The sequence below is a fragment of the Mesorhizobium sp. CO1-1-7 genome (assembly GCF_020164885.1).
GTDB classification, from domain to species: Bacteria; Pseudomonadota; Alphaproteobacteria; order Rhizobiales; family Rhizobiaceae; genus Mesorhizobium; species Mesorhizobium australicum.
Window position 1 is genome coordinate 241,735 of the sequence record NZ_JAIUHA010000003.1, and the last position, 26,040, is coordinate 267,774.

22 protein-coding genes, 1 pseudogene and 1 riboswitch are annotated in these 26,040 nt (G+C 63.6%); of the genes and pseudogenes, 12 read left to right on the plus strand and 11 right to left on the minus strand.

Going from position 1 to position 26,040, the window contains the following annotated elements; all coding sequences use genetic code 11:
* Positions 1–195 precede the first annotated feature (195 nt).
* The 7 genes from LB516_RS07745 to LB516_RS07775 all read left to right on the plus strand — a co-directional run bounded on the left by LB516_RS07745 (position 196) and on the right by LB516_RS07775 (position 5,446).
* A complete protein-coding gene (locus LB516_RS07745) occupies positions 196–1,323 on the plus strand; it encodes an S-(hydroxymethyl)glutathione dehydrogenase/class III alcohol dehydrogenase (RefSeq protein WP_224719271.1) in 1,128 nt (375 codons plus the stop codon).
* A 68-nt stretch (positions 1,324–1,391) separates the two neighbouring features.
* A complete protein-coding gene (gene gfa, locus LB516_RS07750; RefSeq protein WP_224527946.1) occupies positions 1,392–1,961 on the plus strand; it encodes an S-(hydroxymethyl)glutathione synthase in 570 nt (189 codons plus the stop codon).
* 64 nt (positions 1,962–2,025) lie between these two features.
* Positions 2,026–2,493 (plus strand): YaiI/YqxD family protein, encoded by a 468-nt coding sequence (locus tag LB516_RS07755; RefSeq protein WP_015317609.1) that lies wholly within the window; start codon positions 2,026–2,028, stop codon positions 2,491–2,493.
* 30 nt (positions 2,494–2,523) lie between these two features.
* Positions 2,524–3,201 (plus strand): DUF1345 domain-containing protein, encoded by a 678-nt coding sequence (locus tag LB516_RS07760; protein WP_224719272.1) that lies wholly within the window; start codon positions 2,524–2,526, stop codon positions 3,199–3,201.
* A gap of 97 nt (positions 3,202–3,298) precedes the next feature.
* A complete protein-coding gene (locus LB516_RS07765) occupies positions 3,299–4,180 on the plus strand; it encodes a cytochrome b/b6 domain-containing protein (protein ID WP_224719273.1) in 882 nt (293 codons plus the stop codon).
* A 1-nt stretch (position 4,181) separates the two neighbouring features.
* Positions 4,182–4,973, plus strand: a complete 792-nt coding sequence (locus LB516_RS07770) for a molybdopterin-binding protein (RefSeq protein WP_224584847.1) — start codon at positions 4,182–4,184, stop codon at positions 4,971–4,973.
* 38 nt (positions 4,974–5,011) lie between these two features.
* Entirely contained in the window at positions 5,012–5,446 is a 435-nt protein-coding gene (locus tag LB516_RS07775) for a GNAT family N-acetyltransferase (RefSeq protein ID WP_224719274.1), read from the plus strand.
* Here the strand turns inward: LB516_RS07775 and LB516_RS29005 are convergent.
* Positions 5,407–6,409: pseudogene (locus LB516_RS29005) on the minus strand (hypothetical protein). The gene LB516_RS07775 and the pseudogene LB516_RS29005 overlap by 40 nt on opposite strands.
* Positions 6,410–6,583: 174 nt before the next feature.
* Positions 6,584–6,670, plus strand: a riboswitch (glycine riboswitch).
* A gap of 149 nt (positions 6,671–6,819) precedes the next feature.
* Between LB516_RS29005 and gcvT the strand changes: the two are divergent.
* Genes gcvT through gcvP form a run of 3 tightly spaced genes read left to right on the plus strand, consistent with a single transcriptional unit; the run spans position 6,820 to position 11,122 of the window.
* Positions 6,820–7,920, plus strand: coding sequence for a glycine cleavage system aminomethyltransferase GcvT (gene gcvT, locus LB516_RS07790; protein WP_224719277.1), 1,101 nt, complete (start codon positions 6,820–6,822; stop codon positions 7,918–7,920).
* 5 nt (positions 7,921–7,925) lie between these two features.
* Positions 7,926–8,294, plus strand: coding sequence for a glycine cleavage system protein GcvH (gene gcvH, locus LB516_RS07795; protein WP_141906680.1), 369 nt, complete (start codon positions 7,926–7,928; stop codon positions 8,292–8,294).
* 17 nt (positions 8,295–8,311) lie between these two features.
* The gene (gcvP, locus tag LB516_RS07800) at positions 8,312–11,122 is read left to right on the plus strand and encodes an aminomethyl-transferring glycine dehydrogenase (protein WP_224719278.1); all 2,811 of its coding nucleotides are present in this window, start codon (positions 8,312–8,314) and stop codon (positions 11,120–11,122) included.
* On the opposite strand, the gene LB516_RS07805 is transcribed toward gcvP, so the two are convergent.
* The 9 genes from LB516_RS07805 to cpaB form a co-directional block, all read right to left on the minus strand.
* The gene (locus tag LB516_RS07805; RefSeq protein ID WP_224719279.1) at positions 11,123–12,298 is read right to left on the minus strand and encodes a GGDEF domain-containing protein; all 1,176 of its coding nucleotides are present in this window, start codon (positions 12,296–12,298) and stop codon (positions 11,123–11,125) included.
* Between the two features lie 173 nt (positions 12,299–12,471).
* On the minus strand, positions 12,472–12,945 hold the full coding sequence (locus LB516_RS07810) for a tetratricopeptide repeat protein (RefSeq protein ID WP_224719280.1): 474 nt from the start codon (positions 12,943–12,945) through the stop codon (positions 12,472–12,474).
* A gap of 213 nt (positions 12,946–13,158) precedes the next feature.
* Complete coding sequence (locus LB516_RS07815) at positions 13,159–14,121, minus strand: type II secretion system F family protein (protein WP_015317598.1); 963 nt, start codon at positions 14,119–14,121, stop codon at positions 13,159–13,161.
* A 1-nt stretch (position 14,122) separates the two neighbouring features.
* A complete protein-coding gene (locus LB516_RS07820) occupies positions 14,123–15,088 on the minus strand; it encodes a type II secretion system F family protein (RefSeq protein WP_224719281.1) in 966 nt (321 codons plus the stop codon).
* 5 nt (positions 15,089–15,093) lie between these two features.
* Entirely contained in the window at positions 15,094–16,512 is a 1,419-nt protein-coding gene (locus LB516_RS07825; protein ID WP_140661161.1) for a CpaF family protein, read from the minus strand.
* Positions 16,509–17,717: a CpaE family protein gene (locus tag LB516_RS07830; RefSeq protein WP_224719282.1), complete on the minus strand. Its 1,209-nt coding sequence runs from the start codon at positions 17,715–17,717 to the stop codon at positions 16,509–16,511. The genes LB516_RS07825 and LB516_RS07830 overlap by 4 nt, the downstream gene beginning before the upstream one ends.
* A 33-nt stretch (positions 17,718–17,750) precedes the next feature.
* Positions 17,751–18,020 (minus strand): hypothetical protein, encoded by a 270-nt coding sequence (locus LB516_RS07835; RefSeq protein ID WP_015317594.1) that lies wholly within the window; start codon positions 18,018–18,020, stop codon positions 17,751–17,753.
* Positions 18,021–18,023: 3 nt separating this feature from the next.
* The gene (locus LB516_RS07840; protein ID WP_140873673.1) at positions 18,024–19,469 is read right to left on the minus strand and encodes a type II and III secretion system protein family protein; all 1,446 of its coding nucleotides are present in this window, start codon (positions 19,467–19,469) and stop codon (positions 18,024–18,026) included.
* Between the two features lie 30 nt (positions 19,470–19,499).
* On the minus strand, positions 19,500–20,426 hold the full coding sequence (gene cpaB / locus LB516_RS07845) for a Flp pilus assembly protein CpaB (RefSeq protein WP_245262879.1): 927 nt from the start codon (positions 20,424–20,426) through the stop codon (positions 19,500–19,502).
* 237 nt (positions 20,427–20,663) lie between these two features.
* On the opposite strand from cpaB, the gene parE reads away from it, so the two are divergent.
* Complete coding sequence (gene parE / locus LB516_RS07850; protein WP_224719283.1) at positions 20,664–22,721, plus strand: DNA topoisomerase IV subunit B; 2,058 nt, start codon at positions 20,664–20,666, stop codon at positions 22,719–22,721.
* Between the two features lie 44 nt (positions 22,722–22,765).
* The gene (locus LB516_RS07855) at positions 22,766–24,835 is read left to right on the plus strand and encodes an FUSC family protein (protein ID WP_224719284.1); all 2,070 of its coding nucleotides are present in this window, start codon (positions 22,766–22,768) and stop codon (positions 24,833–24,835) included.
* Here LB516_RS07855 and LB516_RS07860 read toward each other — a convergent pair.
* Complete coding sequence (locus tag LB516_RS07860) at positions 24,832–25,956, minus strand: DUF2336 domain-containing protein (RefSeq protein WP_224719285.1); 1,125 nt, start codon at positions 25,954–25,956, stop codon at positions 24,832–24,834. The two genes, LB516_RS07855 and LB516_RS07860, sit on opposite strands and share 4 nt — an antisense overlap.
* Between the last annotated feature and the right edge of the window lie 84 nt (positions 25,957–26,040).

The following is a 26,040-nucleotide window of genomic DNA, read 5'->3' on the forward strand; positions in this document are numbered from 1 at the left end:
GGTCTCAAGTGCCGCAGCGGACGACATGGCGGGCGTCCCTCCCGATGCTCCGTCGCACTCCCCTGCCGAGCCGGGCTGGTTGTCGACGGTGTGCTATCTGCGTCAAGAAAGCCAAGATTTCGTCTCATCTGAGAGTTGATGAGCAGCTCAAAACCTGAAACCTTGGCTCAAAATCGCCTTTGGAGGAATTGCCCGATGAAAACCCGCGCCGCTGTCGCTGTCGCCGCCGGAAAGCCGCTGGAGATCATGGAGGTCGACCTTGATGGACCGCGCGATGGCGAGGTGCTGGTCGAGATCAAGGCGACCGGCATCTGCCACACCGACGAATTCACATTGTCGGGCGCCGATCCCGAAGGCCTGTTTCCCGCCATCCTCGGCCATGAGGGCGCCGGCATCGTCGTCGATGTCGGCAAGGGCGTCACTTCGGTCAAGAAGGGCGATCATGTCATCCCGCTCTATACGCCCGAATGCCGTCAGTGCCCGTCGTGTTTGTCGAGGAAGACCAATCTGTGCACCGCCATCCGTGCCACCCAGGGGCAAGGGTTGATGCCGGACGGCTCGTCGCGCTTCTCGATCGGCAAGGACAAGATCTTCCACTACATGGGCTGCTCGACCTTCTCCAACTTCACCGTGCTGCCGGAGATCGCGGTGGCCAAGGTCAACCCCGACGCCCCCTTCGACAAGATCTGCTACATCGGCTGCGGCGTCACCACCGGCATTGGTGCGGTCATCAACACCGCCAAGGTCGAGCAAGGCGCCACCGCCGTCGTCTTCGGCCTCGGCGGCATCGGCCTCAACGTCATCCAGGGCCTGAAGCTTGCCGGCGCCGACATGATCATCGGTGTCGACCTGAACAACGACAAGAAGGAATGGGGCGAGCGATTCGGCATGACGCATTTCGTCAATCCGAAGGAGATCGACGGCGACATCGTGCCTTATCTCGTCAACATGACCAAGCGCGGCGCCGACCAGATCGGCGGCGCCGATTACACCTTCGACTGCACCGGCAACACCAAGGTGATGCGCCAGGCGCTGGAGGCTTCGCATCGCGGCTGGGGCAAGTCGGTCGTCATCGGCGTCGCCGGTGCCGGCCAGGAGATCTCGACGCGGCCCTTCCAGCTGGTTACCGGGCGGACCTGGATGGGCACCGCCTTCGGCGGCGCGCGCGGCCGCACCGACGTGCCCAGGATCGTGGACTGGTACATGGACGGCAAGATCGAGATCGACCCGATGATCACCCACACGCTGAAGCTGGAAGACATCAACAAGGGATTCGACCTCATGCATGAGGGCAAGTCGATCAGGAGTGTCGTGGTTTACTAAAAGACAGCCACACGCCGCCGGCCATCCGGCCAGCGACCCCTGTGGTGAAACATGGGAGGAGAGAAACAATGGCGGAGAAACTGCACCCAAAGATCGACAATGGGCTGCCCAAGGAGAGCGCCAGCTTTGCCGGCGGCACGCTGGTCTGCGCCTGCACCAGCAAGCCGGTCAAGGTGAAGGTCAAGGGCCAGATCGCCCACAACCACGCCTGCGGCTGCACCAAATGCTGGAAACCCGACGGTGCTGTATTCTCGGTGGTTGCGGTCGCCGGCACCGGCGATGTCACCGTCACAGAGAACGGCGACAAGCTCAAGGTGGTCGACCCCTCGGCGCTGATCCAGCGTCATGCCTGCACCCAATGCGGCGTCCACATGCACGGGCCGGTCGAGCGCGACCATCCGTTCAAGGGCCTGTCCTTCATCCATCCCGAGCGCTTCGAGGAAGACGGCTGGTCGCCTCCGGGCTTCACCGCCTTCGTCTCCTCGATCATCGAATCGGGTGTCGACCCAAGCCGCATGGACGGCATTCGCGGCAGGCTGAAGACGATCGGGCTGGAACCCTATGACTGCCTCAATCCGGGCCTGATGGACTATATCGCCACCTGGACGGCGAAGAAATCCGGCGCCCTGCCGGCCTGACGACCGAGAGATTTCAGGCAGGGGCCGGATATGTTTCCGGCCCCTGCTCGTTTCCGGAGAGACAATGCCCGCACCCGCCATCTACGTCGACGCCGACGCCTGCCCGGTCAAGGCGGAGGTAGAAAAGGTCGCCGAGCGCCATGGCGTCGTCGTCACCTATGTTTCCAATGGCGGTCTGCGCCCCTCCCGCGACCCGATGATCCGCAATGTCGTGGTCTCCAAGAGTGCCGATGCCGCCGACGACTGGATCGTCGAGAACACCAAGCCCAACGACATCGTGGTGACGGCGGACATTCCGCTCGCCGCCCGCACGGTGGCGCTCGGCGCGCATGTGCTGGGACCGACCGGGCGGCCGTTCACGCCCGAGACGATCGGCATGGCGGTGGCGATGCGGGACCTCAAACAGCATTTGCGCGAAACCGGCGAGAGCAAGGGCTACAATGCCAGCTTCGCGCCGCAGGATCGTTCCCGGTTCCTGGGTGAACTTGACCGCATCTTGCGGCGCGCGCTGAAATCCGCCACACCGGGCTAGCAACAAAGCGCCATCCAGGTGGAGACCGCCATGGCCGCCGAAACCCCGATCGAGAAACCGATGCAGCGCCACATGCTGTTCGCGGTGTCGGCCTGTATCGGTGCGTTTGCGCTGCTTGTGGCGCTGCTGCTGCACGCCCCACTCGCCTATTCGATCGGCGCCAACATATTTTTTGCCGCTTACGTCCTTCTTGTCGTCAGCCAGATGCCCAAATTCACCGGCAAGTATCTGAGCAAGAATGCACGCGCCACCGATCAGCCGGTGCTGGTGATCTTCGCGGTCACGCTCGTTGTCGTCGGCGTTGCCCTTGTCTCCCTGTTCCTGCTGATCAATCGCAAGGATGGGGATCACCCGATCGAACTCGGCTTCGCACTGCTGTCGATCCCGCTCGGCTGGTTCACCATCCATGCCATGGCAGCGCTCCACTATGCCCATGTCTACTGGATGGACGGCGACGCGGTCGACGCCGGCACCAATAAGAAGATTCCGGTCGGCGGCCTGCTGTTCCCGGGCGACCAACGCCCCGAGGGCTGGGATTTCCTCTATTTCTCGACCGTCATCGGCATGACGGCGCAGACCGCCGACACCAACATCTCGACGACGCACATGCGATGTGTCGTGCTTGTCCACTCGGTCCTGTCGTTCTTCTTCAACACGGTCATCGTCGCCGCCGCCGTCAATCTCGCCGTCAGCCTGGGCGGTCCGTAATAAATCCGTGATCGCATGAAACATCGGTTTGGATCGCGACGTATCAAGAGGACAATGAACGCTTAGGACAAGCCGCAAGGCCGGGAGACCAGACAACATGGAATCGGTTGCCAGAAGCCAATCCGAAATTGGACCGGGCGCCCCCGCGTCAAAAGAGAAAACATTGATCTACCGGCAGTCGCGCTGGACGCGGCTGACACACTGGCTCTGGGCCATCTCGTTGTTTTTCATGCTGCTGTCCGGCCTGCAGATCTTCAATGCCCGCCCGCAGCTCTACATCGGCAAGCAATCCGGCTTCGACTACAACAACACCATTTTCGCCATAGGCGCCGAAAACACCAATGCCGGGCCGCGCGGCTACACCGAAATCTTCGGCCACCGCTTCGACACGACAGGCGTCCTCGGCTGGTCGGGCCCGGCCGGTAACGAGACGGCGCGCGGTTTCCCGTCCTGGGCGACGATCCCGTCCTACTATGATCTCGGCACCGCCCGCGTGATCCATTTCTTCTTCGCCTGGATACTGACGACGACCTTGATCGTCTGGCTCGTCGCCAGCCTGATCAACGGCCACATCCGCCGCGATCTGGCGCCTCGCTTGGATGACCTCAAACGCTTGCCCCGGGACATCGCCAACCACGCCAGGCTGAAATTCCACCACACGCGCGAATACAACACGCTGCAGAAGATGGCCTATGGCGGCGTGCTGTTCGTGCTCTTGCCACTGATGATCATCACCGGCCTTGCAATGTCGCCGAGCATGAATTCGGTGCTGCCCTTCCTCAATGAATTGACCGGTGGCCGGCAGACGGCACGCACCATCCATTTCACCGTCATGGTGCTGCTGGTCGCCTTCTTCGTCATTCACATCCTGATGATCCTCGCCGCCGGCCCGATCAACGAACTGCGCTCGATCATTACCGGCTGGTACCGCACTGATCCTCCCGTGCATGACGACAAGACGTCCGAGAGGAGTGCCTGAGATGGCGAAATTTGAGATAAGCCGCCGAAAGTTCCTCACCGCCGCCGGCCTCGGCGCGTCCGGCATTATGCTGTCGGGCTGCGACGCCTTCGACAGCCAGCTCAGCATCGGCAGCGGCCTGCGCAGCTTCCTCGAAAACGCCAATGGCCTGACCCACAAGGCACAACGGTTGCTCGGCGGCGGCAATTCGCTGGCGCCCGAATTCACCGAGGCTGATATCCGTCAGCCAATGCGGCCGAACGGCGTGACCGCGCCGGACGACGACGCTTACAAGACCCTGCTCGCCAACAACTTCGCCGATTGGCGCCTGGAGGTGTCAGGCCTCGTGGAAAAGCCGCTGTCACTCACCCGCGAGCAGCTCATGAACATGCCGAGCCGCACCCAGATCACCCGACACGATTGCGTCGAAGGCTGGAGCTGCATCGCCAAATGGACCGGCACGCCACTGGCGCTGCTGCTCGACCAGGCGGTGGTCAAGCCACAGGCTCGCTATGTCATGTTCCATTGCCTCGACACGATCGACCGCAGCCTGTCAGGCGACATCAAATATTACGGCACGATCGACCTCATCGATGCCCGCCATCCGCAAACGATCCTTGCCTACGGCCTGAACGGCAAGCCGCTGCCGGTCGAGAACGGCGCGCCGCTGCGTGTCCGCGTCGAGCGCCAGCTCGGCTACAAAATGCCGAAATATCTCTACAAGATCGAACTGGTCGATGGCTTCGCCACTATCGGCGGCGGCCGGGGCGGCTATTGGGAAGACAACGGCTATGACTGGTATGGCGGGATTTGACGGTCCCTCGCATACGGGCCGAGCACGACTTGTCCCCCATGGAATTGAGTTCGCTCGAGGATCGTCTCAACCGCGATAACCGACGTATGATCGACCGCGATGATGACCGAGGGCTGACCTTTGTCATCCGCGATGGTGCTGGACACGCGGTCGGAGTAGCCGCCGGCTATTCCTGGGCGGGCACGTCCGAACTGACCTTGATGTGGATAGACGAGGCTCACCGAGGTCGCGGCTACGCAAGGCAGTTGCTCGACGCCTTTGTCGCGGAGGCCGCCGATCGCGGTGTCAGGAAAATCTGGGTCTCCAGCCACGACTTCCAGGCACCAGATCTCTATGAAAAGGCTGGCTTCGAGCGTATGGCCGAATTCTCGGGATGGCCTGAAGGCCATTCCAATATCATTCTTTGCAAAACGATAGCAGCGGACGGCGCGTCTCAGGCAACCTTGTCGAGCAACGGCTTCAGCGCCGGGTGAATTTCCGGCGAGGCATGCTTGATCAGGGTCAGCAGTGCGCGCTCATTCTCGTACAAGGGCCGGTTCACCCCGATATGTCCTACCAGCCACTTTGCCTCACCGGCATCGATCGTCTCGGCACGGCGGGCCAGCGCCTCGGCGGCCCTGTTCTTGGCCTCCCATTCGGTCTCTATGTCGTCAGGAGAGCGGTAGGCCTCGATGATACCGGCAAGACCACCGGAGATCATGCGGCTGAAGAAGCCGCCGATTTCCGGATCGGCATGATCGAGGAAAGTCTCCTGGCGCAGCGCCACCTCGCGGGTGGGCGCCTCATAACCGGCCGAGCACATGACGAAATTGGCGACCGCCTTGACGAACAGGTCGTTCCAGGACGGATCGTTATTGGCCTGGGCGGTCCGCTCGTTGATCCTGAACAGCACCTCGGCCTCGGCCTGGGTGATGGCGATGTTGCCGTCGCCACCATGGGCATGGAGGATGCGGCGCAAAAGCTCGACTTCGGCCCTGGCGATCAGTCCGGGCACCAGCGCGCCGCCGAGCATCAGCGGTCCCTTACCGTCGACGACGGCGTGGGCGACCTTGCTCCAGCGCGTAGACGCAAAGCCGGCTCGGCGAGGATTTCGCCTCTTCCAGCACATGGACCAGCAATTCGAGTTCGGTCCGGCTGTCGACCATGCCGTCGCGCGAAATCGTGCGGACCAGCCAGTCGGCATTCTCCCCCGAAATGTAGCCCAAGGGCTTTTCCTGATGGACGATGTAGTCGGTGACCGCCTCGACGAAGAACGGCGCCCATTCCGCGCATTTGTCCCGCGCCGTGTGGTCGAGCGCGAACAAGGCCTCGGCTTCGCCCCGGCTCACCACGCCGTCGGCGAACACGTCGCGGCGCAGCATCACGACATCCTCTGAAGCAATGCGGTTCTTCGAAGTCAGCCCCGCCACCGGAGCACTCATGATCAACTCGCCCATCTGACGTCCCCGTCCGCCCCAACGCGTCACATCGGTCAGCTTTATCAGGAGTGTCTTGAAAAACCGGCAAACGGCGTGGTTAGCGAAGACTTGTCAGAACAATGTCGCTGGGAGGTGACAAGGTGTCGTCGACGGGCTATGGATGGCGCGTCGAGGGCTCAGGGTTTTGAGTCCTACCTGTTTGCGGGAGAGAGCAGCGAGAGCTGCCGCCGAAGGGGAAATCGCCCGAAATCTCTCAGGCAAAAGAACCGTAGACGGGAAAGACACTCTGGAAAGTCGGGGCTTGCCCCCGCGCCGAAGGTGTAAGCGCCGCTGACAGAGTTCCGGCTGCGCGAGTCTCTCAGGCTTCAGACAGAGGGGCACGGACTGGTCGCCATCAGCGGCCGATTGCGTGCGACTCTGGAGGCGACATGACGGGCGACGACGACAAACACCTTCCCCTCGAAGATATTCATGCGGCTGCCGGAGCGCGCTTCGGCGCCTTTGCCGGCTGGTCGATGCCGCTGACCTATCCGGCCGGCGTCATGAAAGAGCATCTTCACACCCGCGAGCATGCGGGGTTGTTCGACATCTCGCATATGAAACTGTTCGAGGTCAGTGGCCCGGAAGCGGTTGCGCTGTTGAACCGCGCCTGCCCGCTGGACACCGGCGCCCTCGAAATCTCGCAGTCAAAGCTATCCTTTTTCCTGAACGAAGCAGGCGGCATTCTCGACGACCTGATCGTCACCCGGCTCGGCGACACCAGGTTCATGGTGGTCGCCAATGCCGGCAATGCCGTCGCCGACGAAAAGCATTTGCGCGCCCTGGCGATCGATTTCGAGGTGAAGGTCGAGCCGCTCGACCGCGTCTTCCTGGCGATCCAGGGTCCCGAAGCCTGGGCTGCACTCTCCCGCGCCGGCATCGAGACCGGCTCGCTGCTGTTCATGCATGGGGTCGAGCCGCGAAAAAACTGGTTCATGAGCCGGTCCGGCTACACCGGCGAGGACGGTTTCGAGATCGGCCTGCCGGAAGCCGATGCGCGTGACCTTGTCACCAAGCTGCTGGAGGATGAACGCGTGCTTTGGATCGGCCTTGCCGCGCGCGACAGCCTGCGGCTGGAGGCCGGCCTCTGCCTGCACGGCCAGGACATCACGCCCGAGACCGACCCGGCCGCGGCGGCGCTGATGTGGGCGATCCCGAAAGAAATCCGTGCCTCCGGCACCTTCATTGGCGCCGACGCCTTGCGCGCCGCCGTGGAACGTGGTCCGGCGCAGAAGTGCGTCGGGCTGAAACCGGAGGGTCGCCAGCCGGTGCGCGCCGGTGCCGCGCTGTTCGAAGCCGACGGCAATCCTGCCGGCCATGTCACATCGGGCGGCTTCGGCCCTTCCGCCGGCCATCCGGTCGCCATGGGTTATGTCTCCACGCCGCTGGCAAAGCCCGGAACGCGGATTTTCGCCGACGTGCGCGGCACGAAGATCCCAGTCGATGTCAGTTCTCTGCCCTTCACCCCTCATCGCTACCGCAAAGGATGAATTCCATGGCAACAACCTATTTCACATCGGATCACGAGTGGCTCAGCGTCGAGGGCGGCATCGCCACCGTCGGCATCACCGACTACGCGCAGGAGCAGCTCGGCGACCTCGTCTTCGTGGAACTGCCGGAAACGGGAAAGAAGCTCGCCAAGGGCGACACCGCCGTCGTGGTCGAATCCGTCAAGGCAGCCTCGGACGTTTATGCGCCGGTCGATGGCGAGATCACCGAAGCCAATGGCATGCTGTCGTCCGACCCCTCGCTGGTCAACTCGGCGGCAACCGGGGCCGGATGGCTGTGGAAGATGAAGCTCGCCGACGAAAGTCAGCTCGCCAGCCTCATGGATGAGGCCGCCTACAAAGCCCATATCGCCTGACATCGGGACGTATTGACATGACCGCCGCTCCCTACCCCTTCTCGGCCCGCCACATTGGACCCGGCCTTGCCGACGTCAGAGCCATGCTCGCCGTCATCGGTGTTCCCTCGGTCGAGACACTGATCAGCCAGGCCGTGCCGAGATCGATCCGCCTCGACCAGCCGCTGGACCTCCCCGCGCCGGCCAGCGAAGCCGAAGCTCTCGCCGAATTGTCGGTGATCATGGCAAGAAATACGGTGCTGAAAAGCTTTATCGGCGCCGGTTACCACGGCGTCCACGTGCCGCCGGTCATCCAGCGCAATCTGTTCGAGAATCCGGCCTGGTACACCGCCTACACGCCCTATCAGGCCGAGATCAGCCAGGGCCGGCTCGAAATGCTGTTCAACTTCCAGACGCTGGTCACCGAACTGACCGGCCTGCCGGTGGCATCGGCTTCACTGCTCGACGAGGCGACCGCCGTCGCCGAAGCGGTCGGCATTGCGCTGCGCCACCACCGCGACAAGCGCACCAAGGTGGCGCTTGCGGGCACGCCGCACCCGCAGACGCTGGACGTCGTGCGCACTCGCGCCGAGCCGCTCGGCATCGAGATCGACGGCGAGACGATCGACGACAACACCGCCGCCCTGCTCGTCTCCTGGCCTGACACCTTTGGCGTCTATGGCGACCACAAGGCGGCCATCGAAAAAGCACGCGCCACCGGCGCCATTGTCGTCTTCATCGCCGACCCGCTTGGTCTGGCGCTGACCGACGCGCCGGCGAAACTCGGCGCCGACATCGCGGTCGGCCCGATGCAGCGCTTTGGCGTGCCGATGGGCTTTGGCGGCCCGCATGCGGCCTATTGCGCGGTCTCCGACAAGCTGACGCGGCTGATGCCCGGCCGCCTGGTCGGTCAGTCGACCGACAGCAAGGGCCGTCCCGGCTACCGCCTCGCCTTGCAGACGCGCGAGCAGCATATCCGCCGCGACAAGGCGACTTCCAACATCTGCACCGCACAGGCCCTGCTTGCCAATATGGCCACCGCCTACGCCATCTGGCACGGCCCGGTGGGCCTGCAGGCGATCGCCGGGCGCATACACGCGCTGGCCAACCGCCTGGCAAGCGGCCTAGAGGCGGCGGGCCTATCGGTGCTCGGCTCCAGCCGCTTCGACACGGTGACGGTGGAGACCAACGGCAAGGCCGCCCAGATCGCGGTGGCCGCCGAAAAGACCGGCCGGCTGCTGCGTGTGCTCGATGCCGACCATGTCGGCATCAGTTTCGACGAGACCTCGACCGACGCCGATCTCGACGCGATCGCGGCCTTGTTCGATGCCAAGGCTGCTGCTTCCGCCGACAGCACGTTGCCCGGCAAGCCGCGTGGCAAGGAGTTTTTGACCCAGCCGGTCTTTCACGAGAACAAGTCGGAAACCGAGATGATGCGCTTTCTGCGCCGGTTGGCCGACAAGGACCTGGCGCTCGACCGCGCCATGATCCCGCTGGGCTCCTGCACCATGAAGCTCAACGCCGCGGCGGAAATGATGCCGGTGAGTTGGCCAAGCATCGCCAATTTGCATCCCTTCGCGCCGGCAAGCCATTCGGCCGGCTACCGCGCCATGATCGGCGAACTGGAAGGCTGGCTGTCGGAGATCACCGGCTTCGACGCCGTGACCTTGCAGCCCAATGCCGGCAGCCAGGGCGAATATGCCGGGCTGCTCGCCATTCGCGCCTATCACCGCTCGCGCGGCGAGGGCCATCGTACCGTCTGCCTGATCCCGTCTTCCGCGCATGGCACCAATCCGGCGAGTGCCGCGATGGCCGGCATGAGCGTCGTCGTCGTGCGCTGCCTGGAAGACGGCAACATCGACATGGACGATATGCGCGCCAAGGCCAACGAGCATTCCAAGAATCTCGCGGCGCTGATGTTCACCTATCCCTCCACCCATGGCGTTTACGAGGAAGGCGCCCGCCACCTCTGCGCCCTCATCCACGAGCATGGCGGCCAGGTCTATTTCGATGGCGCCAACCTCAACGCGCTGGTCGGCCTTGCTCGGCCAGGCGACATCGGCGCCGACGTCTGTCACATGAACCTGCACAAGACCTTCTGCATCCCGCATGGCGGCGGTGGCCCGGGTGTCGGTCCGATCGGTGTCAGGGCGCATCTGAAGCCCTATCTGCCCGGCCATGTCAGCGAAGGCTCGGCTCATGCCGTGGCCGCCGCTCCCTTCGGCAGCGCTTCCATCCTGCCGATCACCTGGATGTACATCCGCATGATGGGCGCTTCCGGCCTGAAGCAGGCGACCGAGACAGCGATCGTTTCGGCCAACTATGTGGCGACGAGGCTCGCCCCGCATTTCCCGCTGCTTTACAAGGGCAGGAGCGATCGCGTCGCCCACGAATGCATCCTCGACACCCGCGTGCTCAAGGAGAGCGCCGGCATCAGTGTCGAGGACATCGCCAAGCGCCTGATCGATTATGGTTTCCACGCGCCGACGATGTCGTTTCCGGTCGCCGGCACGCTGATGGTGGAGCCGACCGAGTCCGAACCCAAGCGCGAGTTGGATCGCTTCTGCGAGGCCATGATCGCCATTGCCGGCGAAGCGGCGAAAGTGGCCAAAGGCGAATGGCCCTTGGCCGACAATCCGCTGGTCAACGCACCGCACACATCGGCCGAGGCGCTGGCCGGTCAATGGACCCATCCGTATTCGCGTCTGGAGGCGGCCTATCCCGCCGGCGATGCCGACACGGCGACGAAGTACTGGCCGCCGGTGTCGCGCATCGACAATGTCGCCGGCGACCGTAATCTGGTCTGCTCCTGCCCGCCGCTGTCGGATTACCTCGGCGCGGCCGAATAGCTACGCGGAACGCAAGGCCGGCTCGGCCGCGTCGGCCTTGCCCGTCCTTTTGCGGCCGATGACGCAATTTCGCCCCGCACGCTTGGCGGCATAGAGCATGGCGTCGGCCCTGGCCAGCACCTCATCGAGGGTGCTGCCGTCGGCCTCGCCGAAGCCAATCCCGCCGCTGACCGTGCTGCGCAAGGGCCCGAGCGCGGTGGGCACGACTTCCGTGCCGAAAGCGACGCCGATCTTGCTGGCGAGGTCATAGGCCCGCTCTTCCGTCACGCGCGACATGACGATTGCGAACTCCTCGCCGCCCAGGCGAAAGGCGTCGACCCCGGTTCTGGCATATCTCCTGATGACGGCGGCGAAGCGGCACAGGACCTGGTCCCCGACCGGGTGTCCATAGATGTCGTTCGTCCGCTTGAAATGATCGAGATCGAACATGACGATCGCCATGAACGGGCCGAAGGTGCGCTCGCCATAAAGCGACGCCAGACCCCGACGGTTCATCAGTCCGGTCAACGGGTCGGTCATGGTCTCGGCCTTGAGCTCGATCTGCGCCTGCAGATGGTGGAGCGAAAGCGTCAACGCGCCAAGGCCTGTCATACAGGCCACCGCCACGACCGAGTTAAGGCGTTCGGCCCAATTGTCGGGCGCGACGCCGAGCGTCCACTGGCCTTTGGCCATCAGAACCACGCCGCAAAGGGCAAACGACAGCGCACAGGTGCCGCTCAGGACCGATACCACCAGGAGGATACGGCGATCGTGACTGCCATTGATCCAGAACATGGCACCGATTGTCGAGAGCAGCGCGGTAACCGTCGCGTAGGTGATCACGAAGCCGACCCCGTCAAGGCCCATGAAGGTCACGGCCGCGCAGACAACCATGGCGGCAAATGTCGGCGCGATCGCACGCCTGTGCTCGCGCACGCCGAGATACTGCATGGCCGAAATGCAGATGATGAGAAAACCCAGGCTGAGTAGCGCCAGCGCGATCTGGCAAAGCAGCGGATCGGGCTCCCTGGTATAGCGCCAGAACAGGATCACATGCGCCACGAGCACGATAATGCCGCACGCCACTGTCAGCACGAAGCCCGCCCGCGGCGCCGTGAGCCAGATCGCAACCATGGTAGCGGCTAGACAGGTACCCGACAGCGCGGCTGCGAGCAGGAGCGAACTGAAATCCAGCATATCGGGCGGAGGCCTCTCGAGCGTCGGCGGTTGCGCCGCATTCTAGGTCAGCGGCAGCCCTCGGACATGGTTTTCGGGCGATCTCTCGACCCAAGCTGCGGATAGGGTTTACAAAGCGTCGATGCCACCTGTGCCAAAATCGCCCCCCTGGACGGCGCGACCATCAAACGGCATCAGCCCTTGTTCAGCAGGGCGAGATTGGCGTCGACAACGGTGGGATCGGTCATGCCGGCCTTCGCCTCGAGCAGCAGCGCCCGAGCCTTCTTCTTGTTGCCGCGCAACAGTTGCGAATAACCCATATTGTTGACGATCTGCGGCTTGCGGCCGGCAACCTTCAGGAGCTGGCCGTAGGCGCGGTCGGCGAAGTCGAAGCGGCCAAGTTCGTCATAGGAAGCCGCGAGCCCCATCCAGGCCTCGGCATTGTCGGCCTTCAGCTCGACGGCCTTGCGGAAATGCGCTTCGGCAAGACCATAATTGGCATCGCGAAACTGTGCCTTGCCTTCCGCCAGGTCGGATGTGGCGACACCCTTCCCTGCAGGCTGGATCGCAGTGGTCTTGGTCGTGTCGACGTTATTGTTCGTCGTACACCCGCTGATCATTAGGACGGCTGCCATCATGGCCATCGCCGCAAATTTTATCTGACGCATGCCCTGCCCCGTCGCCCGATTTGCCGGGTCGTTCTTCGGGAAAGAGACTACAGAAGAGCGATTAAGCTTCGGTGCCGAAATGCAGCTAACTTTCAGTTTCCGGAATAGCAATCATTAACCACCGGGCGTGCCCCTCAAATCTCCGCGGGCGCGAGCGGCGTTCTCACGGCGAGGCCCAGCGCCCGCACTCCAAAAATACAGCTCAAAATACAGCTAATGGGCCGTCATTTTGACGATGATGGGAATGACCGCGATCATCAGCACCACCGGCAGGATGCAGACCACGACCGGCACGGACATCTTGGCCGGCAAGGCATGGGCCTTCTCCTCGGCCAGCGACATGCGCTTGTGGCGCATTTCGTCTGAAAACACCCTGAGCGCGCCCGACAGGCTGGTGCCGAGTTCCTTCGACTGCTGCAGGAGCGTGGCGAAGGAGCGTACCTCGTCCAGGCTGAGGCGATCGGCGAGCGCCTTCAGCGCATCGTCCAGGCTGCGTCCCGCCCGAAGTTCCAAGCACACGAGCTGCAGGTTCTGGCTGAGCGACGGATAGCTCTTGGCGAGTTCTTTCGAAACGCGCTCGACGCCGGCTTCCATGCTCATGCCGGCGTCCGAACAGACGATCATCAGGTCCATGAAATCGGGGAAGCCGTTGCGGTATTCGCGCATCTTCTCGCGCACCTTCTGGGTCAGCACGAGACCCGGCAAAAAATAGCCGGCGGCCCCCGACAGGATGATGAAGGTCCACCGGCTGGTCATGGTCGCGTCGGGACTGGCCATCCACCGGTTGAGCACGAAGACCGCGAACGTCGTGCCGATCATTGCCGTGAACCGGATGAGGAAGAACATGCCGACGGCGCGCGGCTCCATGTAGCCCGCCTGGATGAGCTTCAGGCGCAGGCGAGCGACATTTTCCGGGTCGCTCTTGGCATAGAATTCCTGCGCCCTCTTCACCGCTTGCTCGCGCACGACGCCGCTATTCTTCTTCTGCACAGGTTCGGGTCTGGCGGCCACCGGACCCTGGTCGACCTTGAGCCGGCGCTTGACGTCGTTGCGGTCGCCCTTCGCCACCACCATCGGCCAGGCGACAGCGGCCGCTCCCGCGGCAAGCAGGAGGACGGCCACCGGCATCAGCGAGGTCGGCGCGAGGGAAGCGAGGAATTCAATGACGCTTTGCATGTCAGAACTTGAAATTCGACATTTTGAACATGATCAGATTGCCCAGCATCAGCCAGCTGACCGAGCCGCCGATCATGTACCATGTCTTCGGCACGCCCCAGACGTCGCTGTAATATCCCGGCATCATGGCCATGATGGCGGTGAACAGCAGCGCCGGTACGGCCGTCAAAATGTAGGCCGAGAGGCGGCCTTCCGTCGAAATGGCGCGCACCTTGCGTCGCAGCTTGCCGCGTTCGCGGATCGTCGTCGACAACCCATCGAGGATCTCGCGCAGATTGCCGCCCGAACTGGTCTGGATCGACACGGCGGTGATGAACAGCGGCAGATCCTCGTGGCCGACCCGGTCGAACAGTGCATTCAGCGCCGTGACCAGGTCGGAACCATAAGTGACTTCGTCGGCAATGACGCCGAATTCCGTGCCGATCGGATCGGGCATCTCGCGCGACACCATGGCGATGGCCACCGGCACCGGATGACCGGCCTTGAGGCCGCGCGTGATCAGCTCCAGCGCTTCCGGCAGTTGCATGCCGAAACGCTTCAGCCGGCGCTTGCGCATGAAGCGCATCGCCATGACCGGCAGCAACGGCACCAGCACGACGAACAGGATGAGCCCCATCAGCAGCGGCAGCCCGCGCCAGATCGCGGCCAGGGCAACGGCCGTCGCCACACCGCAGGTGATCGTCAGGAATTTCGAAAGCGGCATCACCATGCCCGACTGCGTGCGCAGGGCACGGAACCGGTCGGGAGAAAACAGCGACGTTCCCGCGTCGAGACCGCGCTCCTTGCGCAGCTGGATCAGCACCTGCTCCTGGCTGATCTTGTTTTCCTGCAGTTTCATGCGCCGGTTGATTGCGGTGCGCTTGTCGCTGCGTCCGGCATAGAGCAGGTAGATCGCCTCGGCCACCATGATGCCGGTCAGTGCGGCTCCGGCATAGACGACGTATATCGCGCTGAACCCGTCGAACACGCCGGCTACTCCTGCGGCCGGCCGGGTTCGAAATAACGTCCGGGAAAGTCGATGCCCATGGCGCGCAGGTCTTCCAGGAAACGCGGCCGAATGCCGGTCGCCTCGTAGTAGCCAAGGATCTTGCCATCGGCCTCCATGCCGGTGCGCACGAAGCGGAAGATCTCCTGCATCTGGATGACATCGCCTTCCATGCCGGTCACCTCGGCGACGCTCGTCACCTTGCGCTTGCCGTCGGAAAGTCGGGTCAGCTGGACGATGATGTCGATGGCGCTGGCGATCTGGCTGCGGATCGACTGCACCGTCATCGGCATGCCGGTCATGCCCAGCATCTGCTCGAGGCGCGAAATGCAGTCGCGCGGCGTATTGGCGTGGATGGTCGCCATCGAGCCTTCGTGGCCGGTGTTCATGGCCTGCAGCATGTCGAAGGCTTCCTCGCCGCGGCACTCGCCGAGGATGACGCGGTCGGGACGCATGCGCAGCGCGTTCTTGACTAGGTCGCGCTGTTTGAGCTCGCCATGGCCTTCGATGTTGGCGGGACGCGTCTCCATGCGTGCGACATGCGGCTGCTGCAATTGAAGTTCCGCCGCGTCCTCGATGGTGATCAGCCGCTCGTCTTCCGGAATGAACGCCGACAGCGCGTTGAGCATCGTCGTCTTGCCTGTGCCGGTGCCGCCCGAAATGATCGTCGTCTTGCGGGCGTGGACGGCCGCGGCCAGCACTTCGGCCATGTTCTGTGTGATGGCGCCGAATTCGACCAGCCTGTGCAGGCCAAGCTTGTTCTTGGAGAACTTGCGGATCGACACCAGCGGGCCGTCGACGGCCACCGGGCGGATGGCTGCGTTGAACCGCGAGCCGTCCAGCATGCGAGCGTCGACCATCGGTTGCGATTCATCGACGCGGCGGCCGACGGCGGCCACGATCTTGTTGACGATTCTGAGCAGATGCGCCTCGTCCTTGAACGGGATATGGACCTGCTGCAGCTTGCCCTTCTTTTCGACGAAGCAGTTCTGATGGCCGTTGATCAGGATATCGTTGATATCGGGATCCTTGAGCAGCGGCTCGAGCGGGCCGAGGCCGACCATCTCGTCGACGATGTCGTCAACCAGCGCGTCGAGTTCGGCGGTGTTGATCGCCATCCGCTCCTGGCGGGTCTTTTCCGATACGAAATCATGCACTTGCCGGCGCATCTCCTCCTTGGGCAAGCGCTCCAGCGCGACGAGATTGATCTCCTCGAGCAGCATCCGGTGGATGCGCACGCGGGCATCGAGCACCTTGTTGGCATTCTTTGCCGGCGCCGCCTCCGCCTTCGCCGGCAAAGCCTTCCGGCTGGTCGGGATGACGACTGCATGATGCGCGACCGGCGTCGATTCAGCCGGGCGCGGACGCGCGTCACGATTCTGCAGGGTGGAAAAACGGCTGGTCATCCAGCTTTCCTTTTCAAGAGGCCCCTGCCGAAGCCGAACAGCGACTTCGACTTGCCCGCGGTTGCCACCGCCTCTTCCGGAAGGATGATCTTCTTCAGGTCGTTGACGACATTGGCATTGGGATCGATCTCGTGCAGCGGCACGCCGCGGTCGACCGCCTCGCGCACCAGCCGGTAGTTGTTGGCGATCCCGCCGACAAAATGCTCGCCAAGGATTTCCTGGACGTCCGCCTGCTTGATGCCGTTGTCGAACATCTTCTGCTCGAAACGGTTGACGATCACGTTCGGCTTCACTTCCTTGCCGGCGGTCTCGTAGACGGCCTGGATCAGCCGCTGCGTATGGCGCAGGCACGGCACCGTCATTTCGGCAACGATGTAAAGCTTGTTGGAACCGAGCAGTACCGTTTCCGTCCACGGAAACCAGGTGCGCGGCATGTCGATGACGACATTGTCGAAATAGGCCGAAACGAGGTCCAGCATGCGCACCACGACATCGGTCTTGAATGAGCGCATTTCGGCCGGATGCGTCGGCGCCGCCAGCACACACAGTCCGCTGGCGTGCTTGGACAGCATCACATCGAGCAGTTGCCGGTCGAGGCGCTCAGGCTGGTTCTCGATTTCGGTGATGTCGAAACGCGGCTCGAGATCGAGATATTCGGCGCAGGCACCTTGCTGGAAATTGAGGTCGACCACGCAGGTCGAGGCGCCGCGCGTCACCGAATGATGCAGCTGGAACGCGGTCTGCAGTGCCAGTGTCGTGGTGCCGACGCCGCCGGCGGCGGGCATGAAGGTATAGATCTGCGACTCGGTGTTTTCCTCGCGCCCGGGTCCCTGCAGAGCCCGCACGACCGAACGCACGAGGTCTGCGGTGGTGATCGGCTTGACCAGGAAATCGGCGACCTTGAGCTGCACCAGGATGCGCACGGCCGCGGCGTTGAACTCCTGGGTGGCCACGACCACCGGTGCCTTGCCCTCGAGCCGGCGCATGACGCGCTGCAGGGACTCGATCTCCTCGAGTTTCGCTGCATCCATGTCGACGATGACAACGCCGAACTCGGCCTCCTGGACCTCGCCGCGCAGCTCGGTGACGTTCTTCTCCACCGTCATGAGCTGGATGATCTCGGAGGCGGCGAAGGCCGTCTTCGTGTCCTGCGCGAAGGTCCGGTCTGTCGATACGAGCAGGATTTTCTTGGTGCTGTTTGCCATTCTCGCCGCCTGTGAGGTCGATCGCCGTCTGGATCAGTTGTCGGTGGTCGTTTGCGCTGCCTTGGCACCGGCCGCCTGATCGGGCGTGACGGGTCCGGCACTGCCACGCTTGGCAGGCACGAGAAGTCTCGTGTTCTGGACGCCGTACTTCCACGGGTCGACCATCTGCATGACGGTGTTGGCGGCCTGCGCCTCGCCGGCGCCGGACGTCACCCCCTCGCTGCGCACGTAGTCGTCGCTGGTGCAGCCGCTTGCCAGGCCGGCAAGAAGCAGGCCGATGCACGATCTCAGGATCAGACGCATGGCTCAGTCCTTCGGCAGGTCGAGGAAATGACCGACTTTGGTGGCAGGAGCGGCCCGTGCGGCACTGCCGTCGGCCAGCGCCAGCGCGCGGCCCGTATCCGGCGCCTTCACCTCCTCGGTGTTGTTGAGGAAATAGTCGACATTGCTGGCTGGCTCCGTGCCATCGGTCGGCTCAGCCATTTTCTTCGACGGATCGACCGGCTTGACCAGATAGGGCGTGACGATGATGACCAGGTCGGTCTCGCGCCGCTGATAGGATTTCGACGAAAACAGCGCTCCAAGCACCGGCATCTTGCCAAGGCCGGGAATGCGAGACGTGGTAATGTCGTTCTGGGACTGCAAAAGCCCGGCGATCATGAAGCTCTGGCCGTTCTTCAGGTCGACCGAGGTCTTGGCGCGGCGCACGATGAAGCCGGGCACGGAAATGTTGCCGATATTGTAGGACGCCGACGCATCGATCGAGGAGACTTCCGGCGCGATGTCGAGGCTGACCAACCCGTCCTTGAGTACGGTCGGCTTGAAATCCAGGCTAACGCCATATTTCTTGTAGCTGACCGAAATCTTGCCGTTGTCCTCCGAAACCGGGATCGGAAATTCGCCGCCGGCCAGGAAGCTCGCTGTCTCCCCTGAACGCGCGATCAGGTTCGGCTCAGCCAGCCGACGGGCAAGGCCGCGCTCTTCCAGCGCCTTGATGGCAATGTCGATCGAGACGCCGTTCGACAGCAGTCGGCCGATGATCTCGCCGGTCCCCGCCGCTGGGACCGTGCCCGGATCCAGTGAAATGTCGCGACCGCCGAAGCCGTAGGCGAAATTGGCGCTGTATTTCGCGCCCAGGTCCTGCCCTGCCTGGCGGTTGATCTCGACGAACCGGACATTGAGCTGAACCTGCTGCGACGAAGAGATATTGACCGAGTTGATCACTTCCTCATTGCCGGAAAAGCGGCTGGCGATCTTGCTTGCCTTATCCGCTGCAACCGCGTCATCCGCCTCACCCGACAGCACGACACGGCCGTTGGCCGAGCCGACCTTGATCTTGGCGTCCGGCACACTGGCACGGATAGTGTTCGCCAATTGGTCGGTGTCGAGCGTCACCTCGATGTCCACGGTGCCGACGAGCTGCTTGTTCTGGTCGAACAGCGCAATGCCGGTGGTGCCGAGATTGTTGCCCAGCACATAGAAGGATTTGTCGGTCAGCGGGTTGACGTTGGCGATCTCCGGATCACCGATGACGATCTGGTAGAAGGCCGCGCTCGTCATGATCGTCTTGGGCTTGCCCTTGGCAACCTTGATCGACGCATTCTTGGTCGACGAGACATAAACGATGTCGTTGTCCGCCTTCGCCGCTCCGGGCAAGGCAAGCACGCCGCTCGCAGCCAGGGTAAACGCCATCGCCAGGGCGCGCACCAAGCGCGACCGAGCCGTCATTCGATATAGGGTACGCATCAACATTGTCCCGTCCCGCCCGGTCCCCACCGGTCTTTACTTCTGGTCCCGCGTTGGAACCTGATATTCCTCGGCCTGCGTGCCGCGCGTCACGATGATCGTCTTGAATTTCGGCTTCTCCGGCTCCTTCGCTATGGCATCGAACAAGGAGCCGGCCACGGCCTGCGTCTTGGAAGCGACGGATCCGCCGAAGGAAGAGATGGTGGTGACGCCGTTCTTGCCATCGCCGCCTTCGCTGGCGGAGCGAAGCGACAGCGACAGCGTTCCGACGGTGCGGGCAAGCGCCACTTTCTGTGCGCCGTCGCTCGTCACCTCGAGGGTCACGGAATTGGCCACCTGCGGCGTCGTCTGGCGCTCGTCGGCGCCCTGCCCGACGCTGAGCACCTTGGCGTCGGCAACGACGATCTCCGAGGTGATGGTCGAACCGGCAGCCCCTTGCGCGTTCTTGGCGACTTCCTGGATTTCGCCGGCATCGCGCGTCAGCACGACATCGACCCGGTCGCCCGGCGTCACGAAGCCACCGACGCCGGCGATCTCGTCGGTGCGGATGGTGACCGCCCGCATTCCGGGCGTCAGCATGTTGGACAGCGTCGCGCGGCCGTTCGGTCCCGACAGCTTGGCGAGCAGCACCGGCTCGTTGATCTCGATCGGCGACAGCGCGACCCGGCCGCCTTCGCCGAGCAATCCATCGATGGTGGCAAAGGCGCCCTGCGGAAGGGAATCCTGCGGCCACGGGATTTCGCTGAGCTTGGCGCGGTCGAGCTCCATGCCGTAGCGCAACGGCGCGTTCGCCACCACGATGGTCTTGAACTCGATCCTGGGCGCGGCCGGAGCGGCGATCGAGGCCGTTTTCTCCTGGGCATCGGCCTTCGCTTGGCTCTTGACCCAGAAATCCGCGGCAAAGATCGAGATCGCGCCGAAAACGGCGGCGATGCCGATCATCGTTATGGCCTTGCCCCTCACGCCGAAAACCCCTGATGCCCGCCGTTTCTTGTTATGTTGGGCTCACGCTAGGCGGCATTGTTAAAGAATCAGGAATATTGCGCGGCGGCATTTGACCTATTTCCGCCCGCTTGGTTATCGAATGGTTTTAGGGTAAGAGCAGTTAAATCCCCGAACGTAACAGGAACCTCCGTCGCTTGGCGCTGAAAAGCGTGGCAGTATCGACGGGTGATTCGCAGCTTGGACTCTATGGCAGGCATGGACGACAACAACGATCTTTTCGGCAATCTGGAAAAACAGCCGCAGCCGGTTCGCACGCCGGCGCGCCCGGCGGATCCGCTGGTACAGGCGGCCGCCAGGCGTCCAGCCGCAACCAAGGATGGCACCGAGGGCTACAGCGCCGCCGACATCGAGGTGCTTGAGGGCCTTGAGCCGGTGCGCCGCCGGCCAGGCATGTATATTGGCGGCACCGACGACAAGGCGATGCACCATCTGTTCGCCGAGGTCATCGACAATTCGATGGACGAAGCGGTTGCCGGCCACGCCACCTTCATCGATGTCGAACTCTCCGCCGACGGCCATCTCACGGTCACCGACAATGGCCGCGGCATTCCGGTCGACATGCACCCAAAATTCAAGAAGCCGGCGCTCGAAGTCATCATGACGACGCTGCATTCGGGCGGCAAGTTCGACTCCAAGGTCTACGAGACATCAGGCGGCCTGCACGGCGTTGGCGTCTCCGTCGTCAACGCCCTGTCGGATCATCTTGAGGTCGAGGTGGCACGTGGGCGCCAGCTCTATCGCCAGCGCTTTTCGCGCGGCGTCCCGGTGACCGGACTGGAGCAGCTCGGCGAAGTCCACAACCGGCGCGGCACAAAAATCCGCTTCCATCCCGACGAGCAGATTTTCGGCAAGGGCGCGGCCTTCGAGCCGGCGCGTCTCTACCGCATGACGCGTTCGAAGGCGTACCTGTTTGGCGGCGTCGAGATCCGCTGGACCTGCGATCCCTCCCTCATCAAGGAAAAGGATCAGACACCGGCCAAGGCGGAATTCCATTTCCCAGGCGGCCTCAAGGATTATCTGAAGGCGTCGCTCGGCGACGATTTCCAGGTGACGCGCGAAATCTTCGCCGGCAAGAGCGACAAGCAAGGCGGCCATGGCTCGCTCGAATGGGCGGTCACCTGGTTCGGTGGCGACGGCTTCATCAATTCCTACTGCAACACCATCCCGACCGGTGAAGGCGGCACCCACGAAGCCGGCTTCCGAAACGTGCTGACGCGCGGTCTGCGCGCCTATGCCGACCTCGTCGGCAACAAGCGCGCCTCGATCGTCACCTCGGAAGACGTCATGATTTCGGCCGCCGGCATGCTGTCGGTGTTCATCCGCGAGCCGGAATTCGTCGGCCAGACCAAGGACAGGCTGGCGACGATCGAAGCGATACGCATCGTCGAGACCGCGATCCGCGACCCATTCGACCATTGGCTGGCCGACAATCCGCAGGAAGCCTCGAAGCTGCTCGACTGGGTGATCGCGCGCGCCGACGAACGGGTGCGCCGCCGCCAGGAAAAGGAAGTGTCGCGCAAGAGCGCGGTGCGCAAGCTGCGCTTGCCGGGCAAGCTCGCCGACTGCACGCAGAACGCGGCGGCGGGTGCCGAACTCTTCATCGTCGAAGGCGATTCCGCCGGCGGCTCGGCCAAGCAGGCGCGCGATCGTGCCAGCCAGGCCGTCTTGCCGCTGCGCGGAAAAATCCTCAACGTCGCCAGCGCCGGCAATGACAAGCTGGCCGCCAACCAGCAGATATCGGACCTGATCCAGGCGCTCGGCTGCGGCACGCGGTCAAAATACCGTGACGAGGATTTGCGCTACGACCGCGTCATCATCATGACCGACGCCGACGTCGACGGCGCACACATCGCTTCGCTGCTGATCACCTTCTTCTACCAGGAGATGCCGGCGCTGGTGCGCGGCGGCCATCTCTATCTGGCGGTGCCGCCGCTTTACTCGATCAGGCAAGGCGGCAAGGTCGCCTATGCCCGCGACGACGCCCACAAGGACGAGCTTCTGCGCACCGAATTCACCGGGCGCGGCAAGGTCGAGCTTGGCCGCTTCAAGGGCCTGGGCGAAATGATGGCCGCGCAGCTCAAGGAAACCACCATGGATCCAAGGAAGCGCACCTTGCTCAGGGTCGATGTGAACGAAATCGATTCCGCCACCAAGGACAGGGTCGACGAGCTGATGGGCACCAAACCCGAAGCCCGCTTCCGCTTCATCCAGGAACGCGCCGAATTCGCCGAGACGGAAGTGCTGGATATCTAGCCGCTGGCGCGTTTAGCTTGCGTTCCTGACATGGAGACCAGCATGTGACCTGGGCGCGGCTGAAAACCTATTTCGAGACGAGCCTGGCCGGGCTGACGCAACCGACACGCTCGGACTGGATTTTCGCGCTGCGCACCGTTTCGGCCGGCATGATCGCATTGCTGGCCGCTTACGCGCTGAAGCTCGACCATCCGCAATGGGCGATGATGACGGTGTTCATCGTCGCCCAGCCGGTTGCCGGCATGGTGCTGGCGAAAGGCTTCTACCGCCTGCTCGGCACGCTGGCCGGCGGTGTCGCGGCAATCGGCATCACCACGGCATTCGGCACCGGCCCGTGGATTCTGGTGACGGTGCTTGCTGTCTGGATTGGCATTTGCACCTTCGTCTCGTCGCTGCTGCGCAATCCCGAAGCCTATGGCGCGGCTCTTGCAGGCTACACCGCAATGATCATCGGCCTGCCCGCTTTCGGACAACCGCATCTGGTCGTAGACCTCGCGGTCGCGCGTTGTGCCGAGATCGTGCTCGGCATCGTCTGCGCCGGCCTCACCAGCCGGCTGATCCTGCCAAAACTGGCCAGCGACGCCATCGTCTCGCGGCTGAAACGCTGCATTCTCGACCTCGCCACCTATGCCGGCGGTGCGTTTTCAGGCGGCGACCGGGCAACGCTGATCGGCCTGCACCGGAAGCTTGTCGCCGATACCCAGACGCTTGGCGAGATGCGCGCCTATGCCAGGCTCGAAGCGCCGAGCTTCGCGCCGCGCGCGCATCCGGTGCGGCGCACTATCGGACAACTGCTTTCGGCACTTTCGGCGGCGCGCGCACTCTATTCGCATGCCGCTCCCAAAAACGCCGCCCTCATCCCGGTGCGCTCGGAACTGCAGGCCCTTGTCAGCGAACTGGCAGCCAAGCCGGGAGCGCTGGACGATACCTCATCCTGGGTGGCGCGGCTCGACGCGATCTCGATCAGGGCCAGGCAAATGCCCGACGCCTCGATAGAGCCGGGTGAGGACAGGGTCGGCACCATTACCCGCCTTACCATAGCGGCCGATTTCGCCGAGGCGCTGAAACAGGTGCTGCGTGGCCTCGACGCCTTGCGCGCGCCGGTCACGCGCCGTCCAGGTCCCGGCAGCCAGCAGCCGGCCCTGGTGGTGCATCGCGACTATCCCGGTGCAGCGCGCAACGCCATCCGCGCGGCCGTTGCCACGCTGCTGGTGGCGGCTTTCTGGCTGACGACGAAGTGGTCGGAGGCGGCCGGCACCGTCATCCTCGTTGCCGTCGTGTCGAGCCTGTTTGCCGCTCGCCCCGACCCCGTGCAGGTATCCTGGGGGTTCTTCAAGGGAACGCTGCTCGCTTTGCCTTTTGCCTTTCTCGTCGGCCAGGTTGCGCTCCCTGCTCTGCCCGGCTTCGGCTGGTTCATGCTGTTCGTCGTGCCCATCATGGTGCCGGCGGCACTCGCCATGGCCAATCCGCGCTATGTCGGCGTGGCGACGGCCTTCGCCATCAACTTCCTGGCCTTTCTCAGCCCACATCAGGCGATGACCTACGATCCCGGCCCCTTCTTCGCCGGCTCGGCATCGATCCTGGTCGGCATCCTCTTGGCCATCGGCGTCTTCATCGTGGTATTGCCGGCCGATCCATGGCTCGCGGCCGACCGCATCGTGCGGGCCATGCGGGAGGATCTGGCGCGGCTATGCCTGCATGAGCGCGTGCCGAGGCGCTCGGCCTTCGAGAGCCTCGCTTACGACCGGGTCAATCAGTTGATGCCGCTGGTGCAGAATTCCGGCAGCAAGGGCGAGGCGGTGCTGGGCGGCGGCGTCGCTTCCGTCACGGTCGGCCTGGAAATCCTGCGGCTGCGCACGGCCAGCCAAAACCATGCTCTTCCATCGGAAACGACGCTTTCAATCGCCACCTTCCTGAGGGGACTGGCGCGCGAGCTGCTTTTCCGTGCCCCTGGGGATCCGCAAACAGCGACCATTGCCGTCGCCCGGCAGTATGCGGCAGGCATCGCCCAGCGAAACGCCACCGGCGACATGCTGCAGATCGCGGCGTCCCTGCGCATCATCGCCGCGGCGATGGAAGATTTCCCGGATTTCTTCGCGAGGGAGAAAACCTAAGCCGCGGCGATCGCCAGTGCATGGCCGCGTGCGTTCTCACGCAGGGCGTCCAGGTGGATCGATTTGACCAATGCGGCAAGATCGCCTTCGGCGGATTGCCCGCCCAATTCCTTGAGCATCAGCCAACTGACTTCCTGCACGCCAGCAACGCGCTTGCCGTTGGCGACCTCGCGCCAGATCTTCAGGGCGCGCAGGATGACGGCATGCGTGGCGGCAGCCATGCCGGCACTGCGGAACAGCGCCTGCAGGGCCACGTCGTGCCCGCCGGCCAGCAGCGCCCTCACCCGTGGTTCGGACTGCTGGCTGAGCGCCACCAGCGCCGAGCCGAAGAAATCGACCTTGCCGTGCGCGATGGTGCGGATCAGGAAGCTCGCGGTCAGATCGCCGCGCAGCCTGAGATGCTCGATCAGCGCCGCGTGCTCTTCTTGGCGCGTGCCCTCGATCAGCGTCACCGAGGCCTTGACGCAAGCATCGCGCATGACCCGGTCGGCACGCGCGGCTCCCATCAATGCCATGACCAGCGGCGATGTCTTCAATGTCTCGCCGAGCTTGACGAGCAGCATATGCCGGCAATCGGCAGGCAGCCTGATATCCGATATCAGCGCCTCGCGCACCAGAGGCAGATGCCCGTGGCGTTCCGCCATGCGCCTGAAGCTGAGTGACGCGATGTCGGCGCCGCTATTGGCCAAAAGCACGGCGCAGGCCTCCGCCTCGCCGACCTCGGCGATGGCCGCCGAAAGCGCCATCGAGACGGAAGGCCGGTCGGCGATCAGCTTCTGCGTTGCCTTCTGGCTCGCCGCCACGCGGTTGATCAGGTCGGCGTCGGTGAGCAGCGGCGAGCGCGCCAGCACGACCCCGGCGACCTCCGGCTGGTCGGCGGCAAGCGCACTGATGATCTGCAACGGTGCGTGATGGCTCATCGAGAACGCTTCCGCCATCGCCAGCCGCACTTTCGACGAGGCGTCGTCGAGCAGCAGCGTCAGCGCGGCCTCGGCGGCGCAGCGATCCTCGAACGGCAATTCGCAATTGACATAGGCTCGGGCCAGCGCATGAGCGGCGGCGGCGCGCTCCGAAACCCTGGCCGTGTAGATCCATTTCAGGAAATGCGAAACAACTACCATGCCCGTCTGCTTACGCCCCATGCCGGAAGGTTTCCGGCCCCGTGAGAAGGGTAGGCAGAAATGGTTTACGAACGGTTCACCATG